3 protein-coding genes are annotated in these 4,023 nt (G+C 34.2%); all 3 read left to right on the top strand.

Annotated elements, in window-relative coordinates:
- Positions 1-1,187, top strand: a 1,187-nt coding sequence (locus tag ACT8VG_RS08245; protein WP_444195603.1) for an alpha-galactosidase, incomplete at its 5' end; no start/stop codon positions are given.
- Between the two features lie 114 nt (positions 1,188-1,301).
- Complete coding sequence (locus ACT8VG_RS08240) at positions 1,302-3,170, top strand: sucrose-specific PTS transporter subunit IIBC (RefSeq protein ID WP_418220661.1); 1,869 nt, start codon at positions 1,302-1,304, stop codon at positions 3,168-3,170.
- 34 nt (positions 3,171-3,204) lie between these two features.
- Positions 3,205-3,948, top strand: coding sequence for an HAD family hydrolase (locus ACT8VG_RS08235; protein ID WP_195920534.1), 744 nt, complete (start codon positions 3,205-3,207; stop codon positions 3,946-3,948).
- The last annotated feature ends 75 nt before the right edge of the window (positions 3,949-4,023 follow it).

Raw genomic sequence — 4,023 nt, 5'->3', positions numbered from 1 at the left:
CTATATTATTAAATACCTGGGAAGCTATGTATTATGATGTGTCTTTAGAAAAGATTGAAGAACAAGCCAAACTTGCGAGTAAACTAGGTATTGAATTACTTGTATTAGATGATGGCTGGTTTAGAAAAGAAAATAATAGTCATAATTCTATGGGAGATTGGAAATGTAATACGAGTAAGCTTCCAGGTGGTATACAAAAAGCGGCTGAACTTGTTAAATCATATGGTTTGAAGTTTGGTTTATGGTTTGAACCAGAAGCTATTAGTAAAAACAGTGATTTATATATAAATCATCCAGATTATGCATTATCAGTAGATGGATATGAACCTACTTTAGGCCGTCATGAATATCTTCTTGATTTATCCAGGGAAGATGTGCAGAATTATTTAATTCATATGCTTGATTCTTATCTTTCTACAGGACTTATTGATTATATCAAATGGGATATGAATAGACCGATGAGTGATGTATGTTCTCATATATCTCAATATAGTACAGAAGTGGCTCATAGATATATGCTTGGTCTTTATCATGTGCTTGATGTGATTACATCTCGTTATCCTGATGTTCTTTTTGAAGGATGTTCAAGTGGAGGTGCACGTTTTGATCCAGGTATCTTATGTTATATGCAGCAGAACTGGGCCAGTGATAATACGGATGCACTCAATCGCAGTGTGATTCAAGATAGTTTTAGTCTGCTTTATCCACAATCAGTGATAGGTGCACATATCAGTGCTGTTCCTAATCACCAGACAGGACGTATTACATCCTTAGAGACACGTTATGATATCGCAAAACTATTTAACTTAGGTTATGAACTTGATCTTACAAAGTGTACAGATGATGAATTAGATGATATTAAGAAGCAGATTCAGGAATATAAAACAATAAGAAAAGAAACACTCAACGGTGAATTACATGCTCTTGAATGTGATGAAAATCATTTGGGCTGGGAAGTAGTCAGTCTTGATAGAAAGACTGTTTATGTTGTCATAATGACTCGTTTTTATAATCCTCTAACTGCTCAGAAGTACTTTAAGTTAACATACTTAGATGAAGATTCTGATTATTTAGAATGTCATACACAAGAAATCTATGGTGGAGATGAGCTGCAGCATATGGGCTTATGTGTACCTTTAGAATATGGTGATTTTAAAACTTACACATTTATACTAAAAAAAGTATAAATGGTTAGAAAAAGCCATATTTATATTATGTTATTCCATTCAATTAATGCGCTTTAAGAGGTATAAATATAATCAGTAAAGCGCTTAACAAATTAAAAAGGAAAGGTTAGAAAAATGAACGATAAAGAACTTGCATTAAAGATTATTGAATTAACTGGTTCAAAAGAAAACATTAGTTCAGTAAGACATTGCGCAACAAGATTGCGTTTAGTAGTAAAAAACAAAGATAAAATCAATGTGAAAGCAATTGAATCACTAGATAAGGTAAAAGGATCATTCTTCAATTCAGGACAGTATCAGATTATTCTAGGGACAGGTTTAGTAAATCGTGTTTATGATGAGGTAATCAAGGTGACTGGCGAAGAAGGTAGTAACAACGATGAAAAAATAGTATACGGAAATAAATTCCAAAGAGCTATAAGAACATTCTCTGATGTCTTTGTACCAATTATTCCTGTACTTGTCGCAACAGGTTTATTCATGGGTCTAAGAGGCTTATTGACTCAAGAAGCTATCTTGCATCTTTTTGGTTTAACAACTAAGAGTGTTCCTGCAAACTTACTTACATTTACACAGGTATTAACGGATACCGCATTCGCATTCCTTCCTGCACTTGTATGCTGGTCAACATTTAAAAACTTTGGTGGCAGTCCTGTAATTGGAATTGTATTAGGTTTAATGCTTGTAAGTCCTAGTCTTCCAAGTGCATATGATGTTGGCTCTGGTGCTGCAAAACCATTGATGTTCTTCAATTTCTTAAAGGTATCTGGTTATCAGGGTTCTGTATTACCTGCCTTTGTGACAGGTATTCTTGGTGCCAATATGGAGAAATGGTTAAGAAAACGTATTCCAGATGCATTAGATCTTATTCTTACTCCATTCCTTACATTACTTATTGGTATGACAGTCGCATTATTTGCGATTGGTCCAGTTCTTCATACAGTTGAAACAGGTGTATTATTTGTAGTTGAAAAATTATTGCAGTTACCTTTAGGTTTTGGTGGTTTATTATACGGAAGCTTTGGACAGTTACTTGGTATCTTTGGTATTCATCATATCTTAAACTTCTTAGAAATCAGTATGTTAGCCAATGATGGCTGGAACTATTTAAACCCAATTGGTACTTGTGGAAACATTGCGCAGGCAGGTGCTGTATTAGCTATCGCAATTAAAGTTCATGATCAGAAAATGAAACAGGTTGCTTATCCATCTGCTTTATCTGCTGCATTAGGTATTACTGAACCTGCAGTATTTGGTGTCAACCTTCGTTTAGTAAAACCATTTATCGCTGCAATGATTGGTGGAGGTGTTGGTGGATTCCTTGCTTCTATCTTCCATCTTAAAGCAACAGGTATGGGTATTACTGGTATTCCTGGTACATTACTATATCTTAATAATCAGTTACCATTCTATATTCTTGTTAACTTAGTCGCATTTGCGGTGGCTTTCTCTATTACATGGTTATTCTGTGTTCCTAAGACAGAAAAAGAAGAAGTCGTAGAACCAAAAGAAGAAAAAGAAGTTTCTAGTGAATCTTTATTTGCGATTGCATCAGGAGATGCGATTGAAATGAGTGCAATCAAGGATCCTATGTTTGCAGAAGGTATTATGGGACCATGTGCAGCTATTGAACCAGCTGATGGTAAGATCTATGCTCCTGCAGATGGTACAATCAGCTTTATCAGTGAATCAGAACATGCAATTGGAATCATCACAAATGAAGGTGCAGAACTTCTTCTACATTTAGGTATTGATACAGTAAAAATTACCGATGAAAAAGTATTTGATACAAAAGTCACAATGGGACAGAAAGTCAAAAAGGGTGATCTTCTCACTGTAATGGACTTAGATGGAGTAGAAAGACATCAGTGCCAGAAAACAGTTATTACGATTGTCACTAACCATAACAGCTATACTGATATTGCTCAGGTGAAAACAGGTTCAATTACGCCTGATGATATTATTATGGAGTTATCACTTTAGTCAGTTCTTTGAACTGACTTTTTTGGAGAATAGTATGAAAACAATTGTCAGTGATTTAGATGGCACATTACTTAATAGTTATGGAGTAGTAGATCCCTTCACTAAAGACGTATTGAATACATCACCTATTTATAGAATTATTGCGACAGGACGTAGTTACAAGACAGCTTCTCCTTTGTTGAAGGGAGTAGATATAGATTATTATGTATTATTGAATGGTGCAGAATGTCGAAATAGTCAGGGAGATATTCTTTATAAAGAAAATATCGATCTAAAGATTGCACATACTATTATGAATGGCTTATTAGAACGTCATATAGATTTTGAAATTAATACGGAAGAAGGGGATTATTCTACTGATACTGTATTTTGTGATACAACAGCACAACTTTCAGAACAACATCTTCAAGATTATAAAGAAATAAGAAAGATATTTGTATTTGTGCATGATGAGCAGAAAATCAATCAAATCAAATACTGGCTTGATCAAATAGAAGGAATTAATGTCACTTCATCATCCTGGTGGAATATTGAAGTTACATCAATGAATGCGAATAAAGCACTTATGGTAAAAAGAGTGATAGAAACACATCATATGTCTGATGATGTTTATGTATTTGGTGATGGTTATAATGATATGAGTCTTTTTAAAGGCTATAAGCATACACGAGCTATGAGTAATAGTGTGAATGCACTGAAACAGATAGCAGAAAAAGTGATTGATAGTAATGATAATCATGGTGTTGCGAAAGAAATAATTGATTTGGTTAAGGACTAGAAAAAGCAGGCGATGCCTGCTTTCAGACTGTTGACAAACTAAATGTTAACAGTCTTTTCTTTTAAATTTGAAGAG

Source organism: Catenibacterium sp., assembly GCF_052354645.1.
GTDB classification, from domain to species: domain Bacteria; phylum Bacillota_I; class Bacilli_A; order Erysipelotrichales; family Coprobacillaceae; genus Catenibacterium; species Catenibacterium mitsuoka_A.
This window is presented reverse-complemented; position numbering and strand designations above follow the sequence as displayed.